Origin of the sequence: Sporosarcina sp. FSL K6-5500 (assembly GCF_038005665.1) — a bacterium.
GTDB classification, from domain to species: domain Bacteria; phylum Bacillota; class Bacilli; order Bacillales_A; family Planococcaceae; genus Sporosarcina; species Sporosarcina psychrophila.
The window spans coordinates 4,548,677-4,572,169 of record NZ_JBBOTP010000001.1 but is presented as its reverse complement, the minus strand read 5'-3'; the positions used below and the strand labels follow the sequence as shown (position 1 = coordinate 4,572,169).

At 39.2% G+C, this 23,493-nt stretch carries 22 protein-coding genes; 21 read left to right on the top strand and 1 reads right to left on the bottom strand.

Translation table 11 applies throughout. The annotated features are described in order from the left end of the window. Positions 1 to 469: 469 nt before the first annotated feature. The 10 genes from hpaB to MKX62_RS22045 all read left to right on the top strand — a co-directional run bounded on the left by hpaB (position 470) and on the right by MKX62_RS22045 (position 12,958). Positions 470 to 1,954, top strand: coding sequence for a 4-hydroxyphenylacetate 3-monooxygenase, oxygenase component (gene hpaB, locus MKX62_RS22090; protein ID WP_340742352.1), 1,485 nt, complete (start codon positions 470 to 472; stop codon positions 1,952 to 1,954). 135 nt (positions 1,955 to 2,089) lie between these two features. Then, positions 2,090 to 2,560 carry a flavin reductase family protein gene (locus MKX62_RS22085; protein WP_340742621.1) on the top strand — a complete coding sequence of 157 codons (471 nt, stop codon included), beginning with the start codon at positions 2,090 to 2,092 and terminating at the stop codon, positions 2,558 to 2,560. A 115-nt stretch (positions 2,561 to 2,675) separates the two neighbouring features. Beyond that, positions 2,676 to 3,599, top strand: coding sequence for a 2,4-dihydroxyhept-2-ene-1,7-dioic acid aldolase (gene hpaI / locus MKX62_RS22080; RefSeq protein WP_340742351.1), 924 nt, complete (start codon positions 2,676 to 2,678; stop codon positions 3,597 to 3,599). A gap of 198 nt (positions 3,600 to 3,797) precedes the next feature. Further along, positions 3,798 to 5,309 (top strand): 5-carboxymethyl-2-hydroxymuconate semialdehyde dehydrogenase, encoded by a 1,512-nt coding sequence (gene hpaE, locus MKX62_RS22075; RefSeq protein ID WP_338656241.1) that lies wholly within the window; start codon positions 3,798 to 3,800, stop codon positions 5,307 to 5,309. 20 nt (positions 5,310 to 5,329) lie between these two features. Next, positions 5,330 to 6,313 (top strand): 3,4-dihydroxyphenylacetate 2,3-dioxygenase, encoded by a 984-nt coding sequence (gene hpaD / locus MKX62_RS22070; RefSeq protein ID WP_338656243.1) that lies wholly within the window; start codon positions 5,330 to 5,332, stop codon positions 6,311 to 6,313. A gap of 323 nt (positions 6,314 to 6,636) precedes the next feature. After that, positions 6,637 to 7,623: an ABC transporter substrate-binding protein gene (locus tag MKX62_RS22065; RefSeq protein ID WP_340742350.1), complete on the top strand. Its 987-nt coding sequence runs from the start codon at positions 6,637 to 6,639 to the stop codon at positions 7,621 to 7,623. 790 nt (positions 7,624 to 8,413) lie between these two features. Continuing rightward, on the top strand, positions 8,414 to 8,539 hold the full coding sequence (locus tag MKX62_RS22060) for a hypothetical protein (protein ID WP_338656246.1): 126 nt from the start codon (positions 8,414 to 8,416) through the stop codon (positions 8,537 to 8,539). A gap of 103 nt (positions 8,540 to 8,642) precedes the next feature. Then, positions 8,643 to 9,980, top strand: a complete 1,338-nt coding sequence (locus MKX62_RS22055) for a gluconate:H+ symporter (RefSeq protein ID WP_067210563.1) — start codon at positions 8,643 to 8,645, stop codon at positions 9,978 to 9,980. Positions 9,981 to 10,145: 165 nt separating this feature from the next. Next, positions 10,146 to 10,937 carry a VLRF1 family aeRF1-type release factor gene (locus MKX62_RS22050; protein WP_340742349.1) on the top strand — a complete coding sequence of 264 codons (792 nt, stop codon included), beginning with the start codon at positions 10,146 to 10,148 and terminating at the stop codon, positions 10,935 to 10,937. A 200-nt stretch (positions 10,938 to 11,137) separates the two neighbouring features. Continuing rightward, positions 11,138 to 12,958: a LysM peptidoglycan-binding domain-containing protein gene (locus tag MKX62_RS22045; RefSeq protein ID WP_340742348.1), complete on the top strand. Its 1,821-nt coding sequence runs from the start codon at positions 11,138 to 11,140 to the stop codon at positions 12,956 to 12,958. 64 nt (positions 12,959 to 13,022) lie between these two features. On the opposite strand, the gene MKX62_RS22040 is transcribed toward MKX62_RS22045, so the two are convergent. Further along, positions 13,023 to 13,211, bottom strand: coding sequence for a hypothetical protein (locus MKX62_RS22040; RefSeq protein ID WP_340742347.1), 189 nt, complete (start codon positions 13,209 to 13,211; stop codon positions 13,023 to 13,025). Between the two features lie 820 nt (positions 13,212 to 14,031). Here MKX62_RS22040 and MKX62_RS22035 point away from each other — a divergent pair. The 11 genes from MKX62_RS22035 to MKX62_RS21985 all read left to right on the top strand — a co-directional run bounded on the left by MKX62_RS22035 (position 14,032) and on the right by MKX62_RS21985 (position 23,344). Continuing rightward, positions 14,032 to 14,196: an aspartyl-phosphate phosphatase Spo0E family protein gene (locus MKX62_RS22035; protein WP_067210553.1), complete on the top strand. Its 165-nt coding sequence runs from the start codon at positions 14,032 to 14,034 to the stop codon at positions 14,194 to 14,196. Positions 14,197 to 14,513: 317 nt separating this feature from the next. Next, a complete protein-coding gene (locus tag MKX62_RS22030; protein ID WP_187045167.1) occupies positions 14,514 to 15,530 on the top strand; it encodes an ABC transporter substrate-binding protein in 1,017 nt (338 codons plus the stop codon). A gap of 18 nt (positions 15,531 to 15,548) precedes the next feature. Then, positions 15,549 to 16,601, top strand: a complete 1,053-nt coding sequence (locus MKX62_RS22025) for an ABC transporter permease (RefSeq protein WP_340742346.1) — start codon at positions 15,549 to 15,551, stop codon at positions 16,599 to 16,601. After that, positions 16,576 to 17,373, top strand: coding sequence for an ABC transporter ATP-binding protein (locus MKX62_RS22020; protein WP_067210546.1), 798 nt, complete (start codon positions 16,576 to 16,578; stop codon positions 17,371 to 17,373). The genes MKX62_RS22025 and MKX62_RS22020 overlap by 26 nt, the downstream gene beginning before the upstream one ends. A gap of 152 nt (positions 17,374 to 17,525) precedes the next feature. Further along, complete coding sequence (locus tag MKX62_RS22015) at positions 17,526 to 18,647, top strand: NAD(P)/FAD-dependent oxidoreductase (protein ID WP_340742345.1); 1,122 nt, start codon at positions 17,526 to 17,528, stop codon at positions 18,645 to 18,647. 151 nt (positions 18,648 to 18,798) lie between these two features. Then, positions 18,799 to 19,332 carry a YhcN/YlaJ family sporulation lipoprotein gene (locus tag MKX62_RS22010; RefSeq protein WP_187045164.1) on the top strand — a complete coding sequence of 178 codons (534 nt, stop codon included), beginning with the start codon at positions 18,799 to 18,801 and terminating at the stop codon, positions 19,330 to 19,332. A gap of 230 nt (positions 19,333 to 19,562) precedes the next feature. After that, positions 19,563 to 20,339: a hypothetical protein gene (locus MKX62_RS22005; protein ID WP_338656260.1), complete on the top strand. Its 777-nt coding sequence runs from the start codon at positions 19,563 to 19,565 to the stop codon at positions 20,337 to 20,339. 214 nt (positions 20,340 to 20,553) lie between these two features. After that, positions 20,554 to 20,949 (top strand): hypothetical protein, encoded by a 396-nt coding sequence (locus MKX62_RS22000; RefSeq protein WP_340742344.1) that lies wholly within the window; start codon positions 20,554 to 20,556, stop codon positions 20,947 to 20,949. Positions 20,950 to 21,847: 898 nt separating this feature from the next. Further along, positions 21,848 to 22,045 carry a hypothetical protein gene (locus MKX62_RS21995; RefSeq protein WP_067210533.1) on the top strand — a complete coding sequence of 66 codons (198 nt, stop codon included), beginning with the start codon at positions 21,848 to 21,850 and terminating at the stop codon, positions 22,043 to 22,045. A gap of 129 nt (positions 22,046 to 22,174) precedes the next feature. Continuing rightward, on the top strand, positions 22,175 to 22,930 hold the full coding sequence (locus MKX62_RS21990) for an exodeoxyribonuclease III (RefSeq protein WP_067210531.1): 756 nt from the start codon (positions 22,175 to 22,177) through the stop codon (positions 22,928 to 22,930). Positions 22,931 to 23,062: 132 nt separating this feature from the next. Beyond that, positions 23,063 to 23,344, top strand: coding sequence for a VOC family protein (locus MKX62_RS21985; RefSeq protein WP_338656828.1), 282 nt, complete (start codon positions 23,063 to 23,065; stop codon positions 23,342 to 23,344). Positions 23,345 to 23,493 lie beyond the last annotated feature (149 nt).

The following is a 23,493-nucleotide window of genomic DNA, read 5'->3' as shown; positions in this document are numbered from 1 at the left end:
TAAGCCCGCCAGAAGATTACTGTCGGTCTTATTGCTCCGGCTCACACTTGTCGCTCCTTCGCTAGAATTGTTCGTTATACGGGTGAGGTATACCACCTAGTTAATTCTAAATAAGTAGTGCCGAATATATATATGGACTGCACATCTGAATTTTTTATGTCCTTACGCTCTTGGAGATTGTTTGGTGTGGCCATTTCTACTCAGTGTGCAGTGTCAGTAACTGGAACAATACATTTTTCTTCATTGTACTAGTAATTTCCTTACCTATGTAAATTTAGCGTAGGCGCCTTAAAGGGGTAGCCGAAGCCCTAAGACTGGCGGCGAAGCTGCTTGGCTTAGGGCGAGAGGCATCCCCAAGCGCCGCAGCGGATTCAACGGAATTCTATATTTAAATCTAAATAGTATGAACTGTTAAATGTCGCTTGTCATATTGAAATTTCACTTTATCCAAAAACAAGGAGGAAATAGAATGGGCGCACGAACGGGGAAAGAATATATTGAAGGTATTAAAGAACGGAACACGGAAGTATGGATACATGGTGAGAAAGTAAACGACGTTACCATACATCCAGCATTTAAAAATGTGGTGGAGAGCGTTGCAGGTCTTTATGATTTACAACATGAGAAGCCTGAAAAAATGCTTTATACATCACCGACATCTGGGAAAAAAGTTGGACTTTCTTTTATCGCTCCTAAAACGAAAGAAGATTTGTTCAAAAGACGTGAAATGCATACGGAGTGGGCAACTTTTTCCGGCGGCATGATGGGACGTTCCCCAGACTATCTGAACACTAGCATTATGGCATTCGGTACAGCCAGTCAATTCTTTGCGCAGGAAGGTGGTGGTAGTGATCAATTCGCCAAAAATGCAGCAGATTACTATGAATATGCACGTGAAAATGACATTAGTTTAACACACACATTAATTCATCCACAGGTAAACAGGTCGATGCTAACGCAAGCAGAGCAAAAAGATCCATTTCTCTCCGCACGTATTACGAAAAAGACTTCAGACGGAATTATTGTGAACGGTTGTCGACTCTTGGCAACATTAGGCGGTATCACTGATGAGCTCGTCGTATTTCCTTCCACTATAAACAGAACGCCAGGTACTACAGATGACCCCTTCGCATTTGCATTTGCGATCCCAAATAATACAAAAGGTTTAAAATTCCTATCCCGTGAATCATTCGACTATGGTAAAAGCAAATGGGATCATCCATTAGGTGCTAGGTTTGATGAGAGTGATGCAATCATTTCATTTGAAGATGTATTTGTTCCATGGGAAAGAGTTTTTGTAAGTGAAAGTACAGATATATGTAATCGTACGTATACCGAGACAAATGCGGTTATACATATGACGCATCAAGTGATTGCAAAAAACGTTGTCAAAACAGAGTTCATCCTTGGTGTTGTCATCAGTATGATGGAAGCAATCGGTATTGATAAATTCATGCATGTTAAAGAAAAAGCGAGTGAAATCATGGTTATTTTAGAAGTGATGCGTTCCCACTTATTCAAATCGGAGCACAATGCAAAAATCGATCAATACGGTAATATGACGCCGGACTTTGAACCACTAAATGCAGCACGTAATTGGTTCCCGAAAATGTATCAGCGTATGAATGAAATTATTAAAATTCTAGGCGCTTCCGGATTAATGGCGCTTCCAACTGAAGCAGACTTTAGCAATACGGATGTTGGACCGTTAGTTCATCGATATACACAAGGTGCGAACATTAACGGCGAAGAAAAAGTACAGCTATTCCGTTTAGCATGGGATATTTCTATTAGTGCGTTCGGTAACCGACAAGCTCTCTATGAATATTATTTCTTTGGAGATCCAGTGAGAATGTCGAATGCCTATTATGATGGATTTGATAAGCAACCTTATAAAGACATGGTTACAAACTTTTTAAATAAAACTAAAAAAGAAGCTGGAATAGTATTTTGACTAGAAAAGCGTATGGCGCCTGAAGACTAGACGCTGTACCGTGTCGAATAACTTATAATTTCTTATTTCGAAATAAATAAACAGGTGAATTGAAAGTGGAAAGGAGAATATATTATGCAGCAAGTAGATCACGAGATTGATGATCGTTTATTCAGAAATGCTATGGGCAGTTTTGCAACGGGTGTGACGGTTATTACAACGGAAGTTGCTGAAGAGGTACATGGTATGACAGCGAATGCTTTTATGTCCATATCTCTAAACCCGAAGCTGGTGGCAATTAGTATTGGAGAAAATGCAAGAATGCATCAGCATATCAAAGATGCTAATCAATTCGCGATTAACATATTATCATCTGACCAACAAAATGTGTCAAAACAATTTTCGGGTCAGCTTAATGGAGAATCTGAAATTACATTTGCCACCTATAAAGGATTGCCAATTCTAGAAGATGGGTTAGCCGTTGTTACATGCAAACTGTATAGCGAATACGTAGTAGGAGATCATACGGTTTTTATTGGTCATGTTACTGGCGTTAAACTTGAACAAAAAGATCCATTACTATTTAGTCAAGGAAAGTACCGTGAACTAAAAGAACTCGAAGAATAATGAGTGTGCTAGTTTACCTTATTAGTGGTGTGAAAGAGAGTCGAGTAGGCGAGCTATACAGCTGGAATACTTTTCTTGAAACAGATATTTAATAATTTTGAAGGAGTGGATTCTTTTGATATACGATGAAGCCAAAAAGAAGTTAAGAGGTTCAATTTGTCCTGTCGTTACACCATTTACTGAAAGTGGTGCGATTGATGAAGATGCATTCATTAAGCTGATTAATTGGCAAATTGACAGCGGAAGTCATGGGATTTCTGTTACAGGAACGAGTGGTGAACCAAGTTCTTTAACAATTGCTGAAAGAAAACGAGTTATGGAATTAGCAAAAGAAACAATTGCTGGACGTGTATTTTTTGCACCTGGTACAGGGTCTACCAATCATGATGAAACAATGGAGTTAACGAAATATGCAGAAGAACTAGGTGCAGATGCTGCAATGGTTATTGTGCCTTACTACAATAGACCGAACCAGGAAGCACTTTATCAGCACTTTAAAACGGTTGCTGATTCAGTTACAACGCCAATCATTATTTACAATATCCCAGGTCGATCCGCCGTAAATATGGAAGTTAGCACGATGAAACGCTTAGTTGAGGACTGTCCCAACATTATTGGTGTAAAAGAAGCAAACAAAGACTTTGAACATGTAAATCGTGTACTTCTAAATTGTGGAAGAGACTTCCTGTTATTCTCAGGAATCGAACTGCTTTGCTATCCAATGCTGGCAATTGGCGGGGCTGGATTTATTAGTGCCACAGCAAATGTTGAGCCAACTAAAGTAGCCGAACTTTACAATGCTTGGGTTGCTGGAGACGTTGCGAGAGCACAAGATCTTCACTTCGAATTAATGCCATTAAATGATGCACTCTTCAAAGATACCAATCCAGCCCCCGTTAAAGTAGCACTTGGTATGATGGGGAAAATTACGCCGAAGCTTCGCTTACCTCTAGGATTACCAACAGCTGTAATCCAACAAGAAGTTCGTGAATCACTTATTGAGCTTGCAATTTTACCTAAGGAAGTTACTGCAAACTGACTAAAAAAATAATATATATGTTGAACAAATGAATGCCTATATAAACTGAGTGAAGGCGCATTACAGGGGGGCTAAGGAAGGCAGTCTAAGTTCGCAACGTCATGTCGCAACGACTGCATGACCTGCATCCTGCAGGCCAAAGCGAATTAGATGGGATTCCTTATTTCAACATATATAAGAAGGAAATAGGTGATAAGTATGGTGTCAACCCATGGGGTAGTTTCTTATAAACATGAAACACAACAGAATATTTCACTCTATATAAATGGAGAGTTCACTCCCGCTTTAAGTGGGACGACGATCAAAAATATGAATCCGTTTACTAATGAACAAATCAATGAAGTTGCTGAAGGGCAATCTGATGATATTAATAAAGCAGTGGCAGCTGCGCGGGAAGCCTTTGATCATGGTCCATGGAAAACGATGAAGCTAAAAAAAAGAATGGCCTATATTTATCGAATTGCAGATTTGATTGACGAAGATATAGAGAAAATCGCTTATTTGGAATCACTTGATACGGGACTTCCAATTAGTCAAACTCGAAATATGGTAAGCCGTGCTTCAGAAAACTTTCGGTTTTATGCACGTATGGTAGAAAGCCGTCTTGTTGGAGATGCCTATCAAGTAGATGATGAATTTATCAACTACACGATTCATGCGCCTGTAGGAGTTGCAGGATTAATCACGCCATGGAATGCCCCCTTCATGTTGGAGACATGGAAAGTTGCACCAGCACTTGCGACAGGAAATACAGTTGTTTTAAAACCAGCAGAACTTTCTCCGCTTTCGGCAAATCTATTGGCTGAAGTGATTCATAAAGCGGATCTTCCAAAAGGCGTTTTCAACGTTGTTCATGGCTACGGCGAGACAGCGGGGGATGCGCTAGTCAAGCATCCTGATGTCCAGCTTATTTCATTTACTGGCGAAACAACGACGGGTACAACGATCATAAAAAATAGTGCCGATACACTGAAAAGTTGCTCGATGGAACTTGGTGGGAAATCACCAATTATCGTCTTTGAAGATGCTGATTTCGATCGTGCTTTAGATGCTTGTGTCTGGGGAATATACTCTTTTAACGGTGAACGATGTACGGCGAACTCACGCTTATTTGTGCAAGAAGAGATTAAAGACAAATTTATCGACGCTTTAAAGATACGTGTTGCGAATATTAAAGTTGGTGACCCCCTCGACGCATATACGGAGGTGGGACCACTAATCGATAAAGGGCATTATAATAAGGTCAAAAGCTATTTGGAAATTGCAAAAGAAGAAGGTACCGAAGTGATTAATGGAGATATCCCAATTGAATTAGCTAAAGGAAACTTTGTGGCACCGACACTTATACTAAATGCTGAAAATCATATGCGCGTTGCACAAGAAGAAATTTTTGGTCCAGTACTAACCGTGATGACATTTAAAGATGAAGAAGAAGTCATTAGGTTGGCAAACAGTATTGAATACGGACTTGCGGGTTATGTTTGGACGAACGATATTAAACGAGGTCACCGTGTTGCGCAAAAAGTTGAAGCAGGAATGCTTTGGGTGAATGCTCAGAACGTTCGTGACTTAAGAACACCCTTTGGAGGTTCGAAATCTTCTGGTATCGGTCGTGAAGGTGGCCATTACGGCTTCAATTTTTATACTGAACAGAAAATTATTCATGTTTCAATTGCTGATCATCGTATTCAGCAGTTCGGGAAAAAATAGTGGAAGGTATGGTGAACACGATGGATTTTTCAATCATACGGATCGCGAGAACGGTTCTTCATGTAGTAGATTTGCAGGCGTCTCGTAAGTTCTATGTTGAGGGATTAGGCATGATTGAAACAGAAAGTGATGAAAATCATATTTACTTAAGAGGTTTAGAAGAACATTCGCATCACAGTTTACTATTGAAAAAAGCAGACAAAGCCGTTGTTGAGGTACTTAGTTACAAAGTGGAAAAAGAACAGGATCTCGATGAAATTGAAAAGCTTTTCATCTCACTGGGTCTGAAAACAAAATGGGTAGCGAAAGGGGTACAACATGCAATTGGAAGAACCCTTCGAGTGCATGATATCTCAGGAATTCCATTAGAGTTTTTTGCAGAAATGACTATCGTTGACCGGATGTTGCAGCGTTATGATCTTTATCGAGGAGCGAAAATTCAAAGGATTGACCACGTAAACTGTGCAGTACCAGATGTTCAAAAAGCCTTTGATTTTTATGTTGATCACTTAGGATTCTCGTGTTCAGAGTATACGGATACTGAGGATGGGGACTTGTGGGCAGCATGGCTTTATCGAAAGCCGACTGTTCATGATCAAGCATTCATGAGCGGTCCTGGACCAAAATTGCATCACTTTGCTTACTCATTAACAGATCGACTTAGCGTGCTCGATTGTTGTGATATTTTAGCGAGTATGGGCTATGCAGATTCAATTGAACGGGGACCCGGCCGCCATGGATTATCCAACGCCTTCTTCCTCTATTTAAGAGATCCAGATGGCCACCGCATTGAACTTTATACGGGCGATTATTTAACAAGCGACCCAGATTTAAAGCCGAAACGCTGGGATTTAAATGATCCACTTCGCCAAACATTCTGGGGTCACAAAGCACCGGATTGTTGGTTTAATGAAACAAGTACGTTCATTGATATTGAAACGGGTGAAGAAATAGAGTGTCAAGAACCATTATTAGCACAAAGACAACCAAAAATTATGGCTTAAGTACTGAACTAACCTATAGAACAATATGAAACACCTACGAAAATGTACCTGTTAACTTTTTCGTGGGTGTTTTTTGTATTGGAATGAACTAGCGATTACGAAACGTTAAGAAGATCTCCAAATTAAATTATAGCTTCACTTGGAACCAATTTTGACATGCGGGGAACTGTCCAATGCAAATAAATCTAATGTAAGCGCTTAAATATTCTTAATGTTTGGAACCTTATTGACTATCAATCACAGGCAGTGTAGCATTATGAAAAATTAACTTTTAGAATCAAATTTTCACAAAATATGCAGGTTTAATTAAAGGAGGAAAAAGAATGAAGATTTATTTGAAGAAAATGGCGGTTGTCATTTTCGGTGCTGCATTACTACTTGGGGCATGTGGAGAAGGAGAGAAAAAAGAGTCGAGTGCTAATGGGGACACAAAGAAATATAAAATAGGTGTCACGCAAATTGTAGAACATCCCTCATTGAATGCCGCTTATGATGGCTTTAAAAAGGCATTGGAAGATGCAGGGCTTGACGTGGAATATGTAGTTCAGAATGCACAAAATGACAATAGTGCTAACACAACGATTGCTACAAATCTTGTTAACTCGGGTGTAGACTTGATCTTTGCAAATTCGACACCCAGTGCACAAGCTGTAGCAAGTGCGACTCAAGAAATTCCAATCGTTTTCACATCAGTTACAGATGCTGTTGGTGCTGAATTAGTAGAGTCATTGGAAAGTCCGGGTGGTAATGTAACAGGTACTATTGATTTGCATCCTGATGTAATTCCACAAACATTGAAGTTCCTACAAGAACAATTAGGTGCGAAAAATGTAGGCATTATTTATAACGCGGGGGAGCAAAATGCACGCGTTCAAGTGGATAAGATTCATGAAGTAGTAAAAGATATGGATTTGACTATTGTTGAAGCTCCTGTTGCCACATCAGCGGATGTAAAACAAGCGGTTGACTCATTGATTGGTAAAGTCGATTCTTTGTATATCATTAAAGATAACACGGTTGTTTCGGCGCTTGAAACTGTCACTTCAGTTGCGTTCGACAATAAACTACCCATGATGGTCGGTGAACTAGACTCCGTAAAACGAGGCGGTTTAGCAGCATACGGCTTTAGTTATCATGATCTGGGTTATGAAACAGGCCAAATGGCTGTGAAGATATTAAAAGGAGAAAGCAAGCCGTCTGAATTACCCGTTCAAGTTCCGAAAAAATTAAAATTTGTTGTTAATGAAGATACTGCATCTAAAATCGGTCTTGAGATTAAAGAAGAGTGGAAAGCTGAACTTAGTGAATAGATAGTTGATTATTTTTCATATTTTTAGTTGTTTTTTAGTTCCATGTTCAAATTTGCTTATTAGCGATATAAAATGAGGCCGATTGCATATAGTGCAATCGGTTTTATTTTATAGAAAAAAAACGGCGGATAATTTAATAACAGCAGGGTGCTTTAAGAAGCCTCACTATAATTCTCTTACCTTTAAAATATAGTGATTTCTTAAATTGAAAGGCCATTCTAAAATAATACTAGGCAGTATTGATCCAGTTCTAGGGAAATTCCTATTAAGTAAAAAGCGTCTCAAAGTTAGATGATGGAAGGAAAAAAGAGGGGAATCACGAAGAGGAAATCTGCTATTCAGAATTAATGATTGATTTTGAATGCGATTTCACTATATAATGAGAATACTAAATCGGTTTACTAAACCGATTTATTGAAAAAATATTTAAAAATAGGACATTTACTATCGGAAAGGGGAGATTATGTTGCCATATATTTATTTGGTGTTTTTACGATAGGCGAAGCACTAAATACGTTTAATCCTTTTAGGGTGGGAGCCTTACGCTTTTTATGTCAAATTTATCACGAATTCGAATGTGTTATTTTAAACTTTTCTCGTAGCAAAAGTATCGACATGGGCGATGTGCGTTTTGTAGAAGGTTACCCGAGAACTTTCGCTGATAAAGAAATTCGTGGGGAGGGTCCCGGCAAGATATTTTAATTTGAAAATGTTATTGAAAGCGTATACATTGAGTGGGGAATTTGAAATTAAGCAGTAAACTATCCCAAATCATAACTAAAGAGGACAAATGAAGATATCGAAATACTCGCTTCTTACTCAACTCACAGAAACTAAAGAAGTTGCCGTTATCCGGGAAAATGATGCAGAAGAAATTATCCAATCGACAAAAACTGCTATTGAAGGCGGCTTTTAAGCTAACCTATACAGCTCCAGATATACAATCATTGCGTAAATAGAATACGAATAATTAAAAAATATACATATTGGGGAAGAAAATAGGCTTGGGGGAAATGAATATGGAATGGATTATAAATTATTTGCCTATTATTTGGGTAGCTCTTGGAGTGGCTTTACTACTTTATTTGAACATTGTTGTAAAACTAAACAGTGTACTTGCTCTTTTGATCGTCGCGATACTGGTAGGTATTTTAAATGGTTTAACACTAGATGCAGTTGTCCTGTCGATCAAAACAGGTTTTGGCGGCACGCTTGGAAGTTTGGCAATCATTATCGGAATGGGTGCTGTACTTGGTAAATTGATGGTTGACTCCGGGGCTGCTCAACGCGTAGCTTCTACCTTATTAAACAAATTTGGAGTGAAAAATGTTGAGTGGGCAATATTAATTGTTGGAGCAATTTTCGGTATTTCAGTTTTTTACGAAGTTGCTTTCATCATTTTGGCTCCACTAGTAATTAGTATTGCTGTAGAAGCAAAAATTCCTTATTTACGTTTAGGGATTACTATGGTTGCCTCCGCGACAATGGCGCATAGTATATTCCCTCCACAACCGGGTCCAACTGCACTTGTTCAGGCATACGGTGCGGACATGGGTATGGTATATATATTGGGATTGGTTGTTGTCATCCCATCTGTTATTGCCGCGGGTATTATTTTACCTAGAATGCTACGTAATTTAGATCGTCCTGTGCCACCATTGTTGAAAAAGTCGAAAGAATTCACAGAAGATGAAATGCCTGGTTTTGCAATCAGTATAATTGTTCCATTGTTGCCAGCAATCATTATAACAACAGCTACTGTGATGGATCTATTTATTGAAAAAGGAACGATGTTCTACCAAATTATTAATTTCCTTGGCAGTGCCGAAATTAGTATGTTACTTGCGGTATTAGTTGCCATTTACGTATTCGGTACACGAAGAGGTCGAACAATGCCGGAAATCATGACTTCTTTTTCCGGGGCAATCGAGGGTATTGCGATGATTGTATTCATTGTTGGTGCCGGTGGTGCATTCAAACAAATCATTTTAGATACAGGAATTGGTGACTTTATCGCTGGAATGATGGAAAATACAAGTGTATCTCCGTTAATTATGGCATGGGTCATCACGGCAATGCTTCGTATTGCAACAGGGACAGGCGTTGTTTCTGCGATAACCGCTGCTGGAATCGTAGGTCCGCTTATTCATACGTTTGATGTGAATCCTGTATTAATGGTTTTAGCAACAGCCGCAGGAAGTAACACGATTACTCATGTAAATGACGCATCGTTTTGGTTGTTTAAAGAGTATTTTAACTTATCCATTAAAGACACATTCAAAACATGGGGCCTTCTTTTATTCACGAACTCGATTGTTGGTCTTGGTGTTGTATTACTACTTAGCTTATTTATTTAATGAAGTGAAAAGCTGTCTTCAAAGTCCATGTGAAGAGGATTTTGAAAACAGCTTTTTCTAATCCTTTATTAACTTGTAAATGTAAGTGTACTCACAATTCGTTTTAGACTAAGCACGTGAGGGTATGCTAATAGTGAATCGAAAATTAAGGAGGTTAATGTAATTATGTCATTAAGCAAAGAACTTAAAACCTTAAAAGACTTTCACTGTGATGACCGTTGTGTATTGAGTGTCTATTTAAACACTAATCCCGGTGATCCTGATCAACTAAACGGGGCATGGAGAATTCATTTGAAGAGTGGATTGAAGCGGATTGACGAGTATATTAAAGCTTCCAAAGATGAAAAGGAATTGAAAAATTTTACTGAACTTAGAAAGAAAGTTCAAACAGAAGTCGAGGATAATAAGAATGATCTAAGCAAAGGTGTTGTGATTTTTGCATCATTAGAGCCGGAACTATGGGCAGTTCACTATGTTCAAGTCCCAGTGAAAACAAGCTTCCACTGGGAAAACCACCCAGTCACTGAAGAGATGGAATATATGTACAAAGCATATCCGGAAGCGGGGATTATCTTGCCGAGCTTTGGGGAAGTACGCATTTTAGATACAGCAATGGGGGCCGTTATTGATGAAGCCACCTATGTATTCGACGCGAATTTGGAAGGATGGGGAAAAAGTCAGAAAAAAGATCCTAACGAAACACTAACCGGGGCTACTCGTGACGACGCCTTAGAACCACGTTTGAGAGAAAACCTTCAGCGGTTCTATAAAGGAATGGGTGAAATTGTTGGGAAATTGAAAAAGGAACGCGGCTGGCAAGAAATACATGTGTCGGGTGAAGCTGATTTAGCAAACGCTTTCGCCGAAACGTTGCGAGAAAAACCAGCAAGCTGCATCTATAAAAACTTGAATAATAGCAAACCGGCTGATGTGCTTCACCAAGTCTTTGAAAAGTAAATATGCGAAATTGGAAAAACGAATGGCTCTTTTATAAAAAGAGCCGTTCGTTTTTTTGTGCTTTCTACTTTGAATGAATGTCATAGTTAGAACATACCGCCCGCTAGACGAATAACCTAGGTGTGGGTAGAGCAATTGAATTCTGTTCACATTTAACTTGGGAAATTACGAGGTTGTCAAAATGGAAGGATGTGTTAGCGATGCAACTTTTTTATGTAGTTAGGACTGGCGACACATTAAATAACATAGCTAAGCGGTGGGAACTTCCAGTGAAATCCCTTATTGCCGCAAATAATTTAACGCAACCATATAGAATCACTATCGGGCAACAGTTGTCAATTCCACCTGGCGTCAATAAATACCGCGTTAAGTCGGGAGATTCCGTGTACCGGATTTCTCAAATGTATGGTGTTCCTGTTTCTTTGATTGTCGAAACAAATAGGCTAAGGCCACCATATGCCTTACAGGTAGGTCAGTTACTTGAAATCCCACATGGTGTAGCTTATTACGTCGTTCAACCTCGGGACACATTGGTTCAGATTGCCAAGCGTTTCAACGTGACGACAGGTGGTCAAAGCAATCCTAAGTATTTACAGACGACCAACGAACTGCCATCCACAGCTCTAACTCCTGGAATGAAATTAAGTATTCCTTTCGCGCCTACCGCTGATCGAGGATTTCTTGCTTATACATCTGATCGCGGAGGGCAGTATGATATATGGGTGTATAATCCGCGGACCGGGAAAAATAGACAACTTACAAGTGGTTTAGGCGATGCACGCTCGCAACCAATTTGGTCGCCGGATAGCGGCCGAATCGCATTTGTTGGGAAGGATAGGATTATCTATGTTATTTATACAGCAACGGGTTTAATCGCTGGTATTGATCAGTTGGAAGAAGGGGGAGATTTCAGTCTGGGTTGGTCTCCAGACAGTTCAAGTTTAGCTTATGCGACCCGAGGAATGATTATACTGTATAACGCCACGTTGCATGCAGCGAAGACGATCAGGCAACCTGGTGCATCAGAAGTGAGCTGGTTTCCGAGTGGCACGGAATTAATGTTTCAAGCTCTGGATGCATCAGGTATAAGTCAGCTATTCAGCAGTGATACAAATGGAATGGCTAAAAAGCAAATTACTAGAAATACGAACGGTCCTCTTCATGATGCGCGTCTATCACCCGATGGTAGCTTTGCTCTCTATACAACACCAGATGCAAGTGTTTCAATTATTTACACTGTGGAGCTTGCTACAGGTGTTGTGCATGAAGTGAAAGGGGGACCAGATGGGAAAAACTATTTCCCGGAATGGTCACCTGATTCTTTACGAATCGCGTATAGTGCGACCGCATCTGATGATAGAGGCTATTTTACGCAAATAAGAACTGTGGAGCGACTTGGGAATGATGATCGGATATGGGCGATTTCGAATTGCTTTTCGACACCAGTTACTTGGTCGCCTGATGGAAGAAAAATTGCATACCTTTCTGGGTGTAAAGAGCAGGAATTTGCCAATGAGCTGTGGGTGCTTGATCTAACCCATCCTGTCCCAATTAGGCTCATTGAAGACGTGACTATCACGTCAGTGCAATGGTCGCCAACACCGATTATGGATTTGTCAAAAGCGGAATTTACGAACGAGACTTTTGACGTTAACTTTCAATATCCCGCAAGTTGGCATAGGGTAAACAATGAAAGATATGAAGGCGATGATGGCTTTTTTCAGATTTCAGCTCTTTTGGGATCCGATTCGATCGACAAGGTATGCCATGACGAAGCTTTTCAAAAACTAATGCCCTATGGCTCGGCGCCTCGAATAATAAAATCACAAAACCCATATGAACAGTCATGCACTATTTTACCTTCTGCCGATCAACCAGCTGAAATGAAGGGGCAGGCAGCCTTTATCGCAAATTATCCGAGTCCGATAATGATTGATGGAATATCTTATAATTACTTTATATTATGGGCGGATAAGGAACATATTGATGGAATTTCCTCAACTGTTTTGTTTTTGCCGTAGGGTACTTCGAAAAAATAACCACTAGGGTTGGTTACTCCTAGTGGTTTTCAGTAAATATTTTCTATTATTTATAAGTCTTTTCCGATTCACTCTTTTGTCTGTCGTTTTGTGTCATCGGTTCATGCTTCGGATTTATGTTTCCGAGTTCGGCTAACTCAAGCGAAATTTCTTCTTTCATTGTATTCGATTTTAATTTTTGATGTTTCGATGGGGTTGATTTGTTGGTAGTTCCTTTTGGATTATCTTTTGTCATAATAAACCCTCCATTTCAATAAGTGTATTCTACGTTAATATGGCTTCAAAACCGATTTCAATTCGTATTAGCTGTGAAGAAATTTATTGAGACGAAAAAAGCATGATCCATGAAGGACCATGCTTTTTCATTCCCCTATGAAAGGGGTGCACTCGGAAAATTTGTTTTCTCAATGATACAAACTGTTTTTACTGACGATTATTTAATACTCGTCTTTCAGCTTGATAAGCCTGACGTGCGCCGCCACTTTTGGCAAAGCTGTCAGTATTCAAATTGCACTTAAACAAAAAACGTAACGCTTACTGCTTGGTCTAAAACTTCGTGATTAACCTGTATTACTTAGTTAAAGCCTTAATTATTCATCCCTAATGCCGGATGAATAGCTAAGTGATACACAACTTAACTCTAAATCAGGTGGTTCTCATCGAATGTAACTAGTCGCCAGTAAAGCAAATTTTCCGCCAAGGCTGTGCATTTCATCCATTAGAAGTTACTTGTAGGTTACTCGTCTACGAATAGCTTCTTCAGGTTGTTTCACCTTGTAATCTATCTATACCCAGCTGAATATGATATAAACCATTTTAAGTGAAATAGTTAAAAATACAATCAATCCACGAATGAAAACATGTTTAAAGCGTTAAGAATCAACTAATACGACTTATATTCCTATGACTTGTGACAAATTTATGAATTAATGTAATCTTGACTTAATACGACATTTTTTTTAAACATGATGTTGTACGATGAACTAGTTGCTTCCGAACCTACTAGATAAAGAGCGCATAATTTGAAGCCGAATATATTATATGGAGGAAGATTTGTGAAAAGGCTACTGAATGAAAAGGCGTTGTTGTTTCAAATTGGGATTAAGAGAAAAGTCATGTATAGAAAAGCAAAAACTTTCGGATATACGCATCCCCTTGTTGTCGCGTGTAGTCAAGAATTGGATGAGTTGATTAATAGATATCAAGAAAAAGTATCGTAATAAATGAAGTAATTACTCAGCTCAAATGCGGATTATCCCTAATTGTGTAGAAAAACGGTCAAAACTCCTTCGGCGGGTATTGGTCGTTTTTTTGTACGTAAAAATGAACCAAGTAATTCGTTGAGTTTTTATACATTAAAATGAATCGTTAATAATTAAAAAACAAAAAACACTATTTAGAAAATGTAAGCGCTTCAATGTTTAGAATACTTAAAATTCCATTGACTAACATTTGCAAACAGTGTATTGTTACGAATAATTATCGTCGTAAAGACAAGTCTATTAAAGAAGGCGATAATGAAAAAGGGGGAACAAAAATGAAAACAAATTGGTTAAAGTATGCAGTGGCATTATTTAGCGTTATTTTCATCCTTGCGGCATGTGGAGAAAACAAAGCAGAGAATGCATCCAAGCCATCAAATGATGAAAAAGAGCAAGGAACTAATGAAGAAACGAAGAAATATAAAATTGGTATGACTCAAATTGTCGAGCATCCATCTTTGAATGCTGCGGCAGACGGATTTAAAAAAGCATTGGCTGATGCAGGTCTTGACGTGGAATACGTTGAGCAAAATGCTCAGAATGATAATAGCTCTAATACAACGATAGCTAATAACTTAGTCAGTTCCGGCGTTGATTTAATTTTTGCGAACTCGACGCCTAGTGCACAAGCAGTCGCAGTAGCGACACAAGAAATTCCAATTGTATTTACATCGGTAACAGATGCTGTTAGTGCTGAACTAGTTGCTTCAATGGAAAGTCCAGGTGGCAATGTGACTGGGACAATTGATAATCATCCTGAAGCAATTCCATCAACGATGAAGTTCATGAAAGAAGAATTAGGCGTTAAAAATGTTGGAATGGTCTTTAACGCTGGAGAGCAAAACTCACGTTCACAAGTTGATGCGGTTAAAGAAATATTAAAAGATATGGATATGACTGTAAAGGAAGCGCCAGTTGCAACATCCGCGGATGTGAAGCAAGCTACTGAATCATTGATTGGTAAAGTAGATGCTTTCTACATTATTACAGATAATACGGTTGTGTCAGCACTTGAATCGGTGATAGATGTTGCGAATGCCAATAAGATTCCGTTGTTAGTCGGTGAGTTCGACTCCGTAAAACGCGGTGGTTTAGGCGCATATGGATTTGAATTTTACGATATAGGTTTTGAAGCAGGTCAAATGGCTGTTAAGATCTTAAAAGGCGAAAGTAAACCGGCTGACTTGCCCGTTCAAATTCCTCAGAACTTAAAATTTGTTATAAATAAAGCTACAGCTGATACACTTGGTCTTGATATCAAGGACGAATGGAAAGCTGAATTAAGCGAATAAATTAGGAGATGATTCTGTATGTTTAGTGCTATATTCGGCTCTGTGGAGCAAGGAATCATCTATGCAATCATGGCACTCGGTGTGTACATCACATTCCGGGTGCTAGATTTTCCCGATCTAACGGTTGACGGAAGTTTTGTAACAGGGGCAGCGGTTGCAGCCACGATGATTGTCTTTGGGTATCATCCGTTATTCGCAACTGGAGTCGCCATTGTTATTGGATTTATTGCCGGTTGTATTACGGGTCTTTTACATACGAAAGGAAAGATTAATCCATTACTTGCGGGTATCTTGATGATGATTGCCTTGTACTCTATCAATTTAAGGATTATGGGGATGACGTCGGATAGTTCTGTTGGACGTCCCAATATTCCTTTGTTAAATGCAGAGACGTTGTTTAGTAAATTCTATGTATTTTGGAGTACGCTTGGCATTGATGAGTCAATCAATCAATTCTTCAGCATGCTAGGCGTTACATACTTACCTTCTACATGGGGAACGTTATTTTTAATGATTATAGCTACATTGCTTATTAAAGTCGTTGTAGATTGGTTTTTACAAACAGAAATCGGGCTTGCAATACGGGCAACTGGTGATAATAAGAAAATGATTCGCAGCTTTTCAGCGAATACAGATACTCTTGTAATCCTAGGGTTAGGCCTATCTAATGGGCTTGTCGCTTTTTCTGGTGCATTGATTGCTCAGTACTCGAAGTTTTCCGATATCGGTATGGGAATCGGTATGATTATTATCGGACTAGCTTCTGTTATTATTGGTGAAGCAATCTTTGGTACAAAAACAATTATGCGAACAACACTTGCAGTGATTGCAGGTGCTATTATTTATAGAATCGTATTGGGTCTTGCACTTCGAGTAGAATTTCTCGATACAGGAGACATGAAGTTAATCACCGCCGTTATTGTTATAGCTGCACTTATTTTACCGCAATACATTGATAAAAGACGGGAAAATAAGAGGAAAGCGAAACGTCATGCCGAACGATTAACAACTTATGATCAAGTATTAAACAAGGGAGGGAATGCAATTGCTGAAACTCCAACAGATAAATAAAGTATTTAACGAAGCGACTCCCGATGAAAAAATCGCACTTGATCAAATCAACTTACATTTGAAAAAAGGAGATTTTGTAACTGTCATCGGCAGTAATGGTGCGGGGAAATCAACAATGATGAATATGATTTCAGGAGCACTTACGCCTGATTTCGGTGTCATTGAAATCGCGGGTAAAAATGTTGTGAAACTGCCTGAATATAAACGTTCGGTAATGATCGGCAGAGTATTCCAAGATCCAATGGCAGGAACCGCTCCTTCTATGACAATTGAAGAAAACCTAGCAATGGCGTACTCGCGCAATAAAACACGCGGATTACGTAAAGGTGTTCACAAGAAACGTCGTGAACTATTCCGGGAATCACTAGAAACACTTCATTTGAACCTAGAGGATCGATTGAATGCCAAGGTAGGTATGCTATCAGGTGGGGAGCGTCAAGCACTCTCTTTGTTAATGGCTACTTTTACACAACCGTCCATTTTGCTTCTTGATGAACATACAGCGGCCCTTGACCCATCAAGGGCGGAATTGATCACGAATCTAACGAAACAACTTGTAGAAAAGGATCAATTGACAACGCTGATGGTCACACATAATATGCAGCAAGCAATGGATTTAGGCAATAGGCTCATTATGATGGACAAAGGGCAAATCATTTTGGAAGTTGAAGCTGAGGAAAAGAAGCAGTTGACGATCGAAAAGTTAATGGCCGAATTCCAACGCATTCGCGGTGAAAAGTTAAACAGTGATGCCGCGTTGTTATCTGTGTGAAGTGAATAAGGATAAAACACCACAACTCGACATGGTTGTGGTGTTTTTTATGGAGTTGCGGGTAAATTCGACAAAACCATGTTAATCGGTCAAAATTCAGTATAAGAACTGGTATGATTAGAATAAACTCAAAGTGGAAAAGGTGTTTTATAATGAAGAAATTTATCATCATAGGCTCAGGAATTTTAGGAGCGTCGACAGCGTATCATTTAGCCAAATCTGGAGTTAAAGTGACAGTTATAGATCGTCAGGACGCGGGGCAGGCGACGGATGCGGCAGCGGGCATTATCTGTCCATGGCTATCCCAACGGAGAAATAAAGCTTGGTACGCCCTTGCGAAAGGCGGGGCGGCATATTATACGTCACTCATCCAACAGCTTGAAGAAGACGGGGAAACGGAAACGGGGTACCGACGCGTTGGTGCGGTCAGCTTGCACACGGATGCTGTCAAACTCGAGAAAATGAAAGAACGTGCGGTAAAAAGACGAGAAGATGCACCTGAAATTGGCGATATCCGTCAATTGAATGCAAGTGAAACATCGGCTTTATTTCCGCCGCTTTCTGGGGAATATGAATCTATTCAAATTAGTGGAGCGGCTCGTGTAAACGGGCGTGCTTTACGAAATGCGTTGGTCAGTGCCGCAAAAAAACATGGTGCAGTGTTCGTAAATGGGTCTGCAGCACTTATTGCTACTGACAAAGTTGTCACGGGAGTTCAAGTAGAAGATCAACAGTTTTTAGCGGATAAAGTCATAGTCACTGCCGGTGCATGGGCGGCAGAATTAGTTGAGCCGCTAGGCATTCATCTACAAGTGAGTGCTCAAAAAGCACAAATCGTCCATCTACAACTTGAAAAAACACAAACCACCGAATGGCCAGTCGTCATGCCACCAACTGACCAATACATTCTTGCATTTGATCATGGAAAAGTAGTCATTGGAGCAACGCATGAAGATGATAAACAGTTTGATATGCGCGTTACTGCTGGAGGCTTGCATGAGGTATTAGGTAAAGCTCTAACAGTCGCGCCAGGATTAGCAGACAGCGCTTTTACCGAGGTACGTGTAGGTTACCGTCCGTTTACCCCATGTTTCCTCCCGATTATTGGAGAAGTTCCAGGAGCAAAAGGGATTTTACTAGCGAATGGATTGGGTGCTTCAGGACTAACTGTCGGACCTTTCTTAGGAAAACAACTAGCAAAATTAGCAATGAATGAACCGGTTGAAATAGACCTTGAGTTGTATAAAGTTGTAAGTGCAATCAAAGCTGAGTAACAGTCGCCTGAATGTATTACCATAATTTACTTCATTCTCAAGCCGTTTTTCAGCTTGAGAATTTTTTTGGCATAAAATTTTAAAACGACTACATAAAAAAAGACAAACAGACCATGCTATCGTTACTGACAAATTTGAAGGAGGATTATCAATGACTAAGATGTTGCGTGTTTTGGCCACTTTGCTCGTCATTTTTTCTTTGATGGGTTGTGGAACGAAGAAAAATGAAGAAGTGAAGGACAATGCAGTGGGTACAGAAACAGAAACGGATGTAAACGATACTACCACCAATGATTCAACAAACGGTACTACAAATGACTCGGCAACGGATACCAATCCAAATAGTGAAGGTAATCAAGAGCTGACGGTCGCTGATGATGTTGCTGATAAAATAGTGGAAATGGAAGAAGTGGAAAGCGCCAATGTAATCGTAACTGACACAAATGCTTATGTGGCAGTCGTGCTAAAAGAAGGAGCAGATGGTTCAGAAGTGACTGAGAATAAGATTGCGGATGAGGTCAGGTCGACTGATGCTAACTTTAAAAATGTTTATGTATCGATGAATCCCGATTTTGTAAAACAAATGGACGAATATGGAACTAAAATTAGAGAAGACAAACCAGTGGAAGGATTCTTTGAAGAGTTTTCAGATGCGATGAAGCGAGTATTTCCTGATGCGCATTAAGCTATCCGTTTCAACTGTCTATTCAATAAAAGGCTCATCATTCTTCCAATGAATGATGAGTTTTTTTGATGAATAAACTATTTTCGGAATTACACTTCAGGTTCTCGCTAATGGACAGTTAAACCTGTTTATTTCTCGCATCGTACTTATAAAAAGGATTAACAAGCAAGAAAAAGGGGAATACGAATAAAATCGAGTATTTTTTGTGGTTTATATAAGGAGAGAACTATATGAAATCAAAAAGAGTTAGCGTAATTGTCATTAGCGCTTTATTCATACTGGGTGGATGTTCATCAAGCGCGGATCAAGTTGTAGAGACACCAGATATTACCGAAACGGATACACCCGAAAAACAAATAGAAAGCCCCGAAACTAATCCTGAGCAAACACATGAAGAAATCTTAGCGCAGGTAACATCTGCTATAGAAACTAATGTGAAATTGATGTTGCCAGAGGATATTTTTGTAGGGGAAGGTTATCTGACGGCGACTACTGCATCGAGCAAAAATAATTACGAAGTAAATTTTTATGTCACAAATGTACCGATTCCTGTAAATGATTCTACCTTACACGATGCACATCCTTATATGATTGTGAATGGGACAAGGTATGACTCAGCGGCTAGTGCTAAAGCGAAAATCAATTACCAGCCCATCAATGATAGCGCTCAAAAAGTTGATTTGGGAAATGGCATTACGGGATACCAAGATGCCGGTGCAGGGAGTATTTTCCTAACATGGCATGAGGGGCGCTGGTCATTTTCGATGCGTAATCGGAATAGCGAAGTAGGAAGTGCGAAAATGATCGATTTGGCAAAAGAGATTGTCGTAAAGTTAGAAAACCAATTATTACCAGCTCCACAACAGATCGGGGCTGGGATGTTTGATATGAATAGTGAGGGGGCAGCTGCGAATAGCTTTATGTGGCAGGAAGAGGAAGTCGTTTACGAGGTATATACGGTAGATCCTTTGTTACTTGTTAATACTGTAACAGACCAGATGAAGTAAGAATAGTGCTGAAGTCAAGACACCGCTCCAAGAGAAAAATGTAAACATTCTTCTCTTTAAATAAATACTCCTTTGCCTGTGCTAAACACAATTTGAAGTTGTGTTCAGTACAGGCATTTTTCGTATTGCGAATTATTTTCCAAATTAAAGAGGTATTCCCACAACTATTGTGAATAAAATAGAATAACAAACGATAATTACGGGAGGAATAATTATGTTAAAGCCTGTTGAAAAGATGCCGATGGGGTTCATTTTTATACCTGTGATGATGTTATCGTTCACAATACTAACTAATTTTAATTTGATTGGCTATCATTATAATTTAGATGAAAGTGCATCTTTCATAACGATTGAAGAAGGTTTTTTCAACAAAGAAAAATATAATATACAAATTAATGATGATAACACTATACAAATCTTACAAGAGGTAATGATTCCTGTTAATTCAGCAGAACGTATATGGCAATCCGATTTGATTATAATCTCGTTATTTATCGGATTATTTGCATACATATTTCAATCAGCTGCAAGACAAAGAAAAACCTTTAAATGGTTCGTACAATTATATGTAGGCATGTCTTTTTGTTATCCATTTATTTACAAAATATAATGGTGAGTAGGGTTTGGGGAAATCCATTTTCACGGGATCATTTCCGGTCCGCTTTCGGCGAAATATTCACGACACATTTATCGAGAGGCATGTGTGGCTAGAAGTGACTCCGTCACTTCTAGCCACACTATTTTCGGTAATCCTGTTGCGAATAGTTGCCTGTCGCGTTCCTACAATATTTAAGTGAATAATGCAGTTGCTTGGAAAGAAAAGAATAGAATAGATGACTTTCTATAGGGAGTGTAAGTGCCCGAAGATGCAATTCCGGGCACTCTAGTACGTTGTAAAATGCGTTCCTTGCTTACTTTTAGCAAAGAGTATGCATGTAATCATGTGATACCTTATAGAAAGTAACACTTCTTTACTAGTAAAAATGAGCAAACCCTAAAGAAAGTTTCAGCCGCCAAAATTGCATCTTTGGCGGCTTTTATCCAGGTAGATGCCCCTCTATTCTTTCGTCTCAAAAAGTTTTAGCACTTCGTATACTTATGCATTTGGAGCGCGATGGATGAAGGACCTCCATACGATTATCGGGAAAGAAATGTAGTGATGCGACAAAGTCGCATCACTACATTTCTAGACATCTCGATAATCGTATAGAAGTCTTTATATCCAAAGCAATCCAAAGTCAACTTTACACGTAGCGCCTAGTAGTTAATCATGTTATTCACTGGTTACTTTGGTTAATCAACAGACGTGATATGTAGTATGTCTTATCTTCTTTATAACATGGAATATTAGTGTCCATAGCGAGATACTAGAGAACATAGGGGAGTTCAATAAACGAGGTTTATACATCCCGAACAAAGCCGTTGAGATTTGTTTATTAATGAAAAAATGAAACCAATTTGAGTAAGTAACGTATAGTAAGTTAAATCAAAAAATGGGAGGAATACATATGAATGGACAAGATGAATGGGAAACCAATCTGGACAAAGAAATGATAGCGCTGAAAGCCAAAATAGATCATTTGGAGAATGAAATCAAGGAAATGGAATTTCTTGTGCCAAAACCATTTATCACCTCGGAACAAATCGGGCAGATTGGCAAATTTCTATTAGGAGCAATCGTTCTAATCGGAATTTTTTGGCGATGAATGAACCAACTAGGCTAGCTGTAGCAGAATTTTCGTTTTTAATAAGTGAAAAATTGAACGTATGTTCTTTTGTGCTATAGTAAGAATGGAAAGAGAATTCGCAGAGGTTAATCAAAGGAGTCAATCTATATGAAATTAGTATCATGGAACGTCAACGGATTAAGGGCATGTGTTAGTAAAGGTTTCTTAGAATACTTTGAAACGGTGGATGCAGACATCTTCTGTGTACAGGAGATAAAACTGCAAGAAGGTCAAATTGATTTACAGTTGGATGGTTATCATCAATATTGGAATTACGCACTAAAAAAGGGCTATTCAGGTACGGCTGTATTCACGAAAGAAAAACCATTGACTGTGAAATACGGTGTAGGCGATTTAGATGCTCAAGAAGAGGGACGGATTCTTACGCTTGAGTTCGCGCAGTTTTATTTAGTAAACGTCTATACGCCAAACTCGCAGCGGGATTTGGCACGATTGCCATTTCGCTTGGAATGGGAAAACGACATGCGTGACTACTTAAAGAAACTGAATGATATGAAACCAGTCATTCTATGTGGTGATTTGAATGTCGCACATCAGGAAATAGATGTACGAAATGTGAAATCGAACATCGGTAATTCGGGCTTCACCAGTGAGGAACGCGGAAAGATGACGGAGCTATTAGGGGAAGGATTCATCGATACGTATCGGTATTTCAATCCAAATCTAGAAGGAGCATATACTTGGTGGTCGTACATGAGTAAAGTTAGGGAGCGGAATATTGGATGGCGGATTGATTATTTCATAGCCTCCAAACAATTGGAATCTCTATTGAAAGATGCTACCATCCATCCACATATACTGGGCAGCGACCATTGTCCGATTGTTTTAGAAATTGATTTATAAATAAAGATGTTAGGGGAAATAACTTATAGGGACTACCGACCAAAAATAACGACGTTGCTTATCTTTGCTTATGATTGAAGGAAATGCACAAAATGCCATGAATTTTTACACAGCTATTTTGATGAATCGGAAATTCTAAATGTAGTCCATCAAGAAAACGACATGATCATGCACGCCACAATCACAATAAAAGGACAGGCGTTCATGTGCATCGACAGTTCTATCAACCAAGAATTCACATTCACTCCTTCCACTTCATTGTTTGTGGCATGTGACACGGCAGCGGAAATTGGTCGGCTTTTTGAACAGCTATCACAGGATGGACGAGTCCTGATGCTGCTTTCTGAAACGCCGGTCAGTGACAAGTTTGGTTGGGTAGGGGATAAATTCGGCGTCACCTGTCAATTGAACTAACCAAAAAAGTGATGGAAGTCAATCCGGAAAACGAAAAGGAGCTTGCTTAAGTAGATCATCTACTTAAGCAGGCTCCTTTTTAAAGGAATAAGAAAATATCTGTTTTTCAATTTGGAGCAGTGTCTAGACTCCAGGCGCCTTACGGTTTT